Here is a 1,297-nt window from a genome sequence, read left to right as displayed (position 1 = left end):
ACGTTGCGCGGCGTGAACTCGACCGAGCGTCCGTCCTGGTGGACGAGGTCGCAGATGACCGCTGCCGTCGGCAGTCTTCATGACGACGATATCCGGCGGCTACCCCGAGGATGGCAACGGCTTCCATTACCCGGAAGACGACGGCGACCTCAAACTGATGCCCGACCTGTCGACGCTGACGGTGGTGCCCTGGGAAGAAGACCCGACGGCAGCGGTCATCTGCGACCTCGTCCACCAGGACGGACGCTCGGTCGAGTTCACGCCGCGCAACGTGTTGAAGCGTGTGGTGGCCGCCTATGACAAGCTCGGCCTGAAGCCTGTGGTGGCGCCCGAGATCGAGTTCTACCTGGTGCGCAAGAATCCCGACCCGGACTATCCGCTGACCCCGCCGGTTGGCCGGTCGGGACGCGCGATCGGCGGCGGCGCCGGCTATTCGATCGCCGGCGTCAACGAATTCGACGAACTGATCGACGACATCTACCATTTCTCCGAAAGCCAGGGCCTGGAGATCGATACGCTGATCCACGAGGAAGGTGCCGGCCAGTTGGAGATCAATCTGCGCCATGGCGACCCGATCGAACTGGCCGACCAGGTGTTCATGTTCAAGCGCACCATTCGCGAGGCGGCGCTGAAGCACGAGATCTACGCCACCTTCATGGCCAAGCCGATCCAGGGGCAACCCGGCTCCGCCATGCACATCCATCAGTCGATCATCGACAAGAAGACCGGACAGAACATCTTTTCGGCCGCTGACGGCTCGGAAACCGACGATTTTTTCCACTTTATCGGCGGCATGCAGAAGCATGTGCCGAACGCGCTGGTGATGTTCGCGCCCTATGTCAATTCCTACCGCCGGCTGACACAGGCGGCGTCGGCGCCGGTCAACAACAAATGGGGCTATGACAACCGCACCACGGCGTTTCGCGTGCCACGCTCGGATCCGGCGGCACGGCGCGTCGAAAACCGCATCCCGTCCTCCGATGCCAATCCCTATCTGGCGCTGGCGGCATCGCTTGCCTGCGGGCTGATCGGCATCACCAACAAGATCAAGGCCGAGCCCCCGGTCCTGACAACGGCCAATGCCGACGAGATCGACCTGCCGCGCGGCCTGCTTGAAGCCGTCGACCTGTTCGAGGGCGACGAGGAACTCTGCGCTCATCTGGGCAAGTCGTTCGCCGCGACCTATGCGGCGATCAAGCGCGCGGAATTCGAGACCTTCATGGAAGTGATCAGTCCGTGGGAGCGGGAGTATTTGTTGCTGAATGTGTAGGGGAGTGGGGCAGTAGGGGAGTAGGGG

The 1,297-nt window shown here is 62.8% G+C and carries 1 pseudogene; it reads left to right on the top strand.

The features are described 5' to 3' along the window. Window positions 1-61 precede the first annotated feature (61 nt). Window positions 62-1,270, top strand: a pseudogene (locus tag EOA22_RS33905) (glutamine synthetase family protein); the annotation flags it as partial. Between the last annotated feature and the right edge of the window lie 27 nt (window positions 1,271-1,297).

Origin of the sequence: Mesorhizobium sp. M7A.F.Ca.US.014.04.1.1, from assembly GCF_003998745.1 — a bacterium.
GTDB classification, from domain to species: Bacteria; Pseudomonadota; Alphaproteobacteria; order Rhizobiales; family Rhizobiaceae; genus Mesorhizobium; species Mesorhizobium ciceri.
This window is presented reverse-complemented; position numbering and strand designations above follow the sequence as displayed.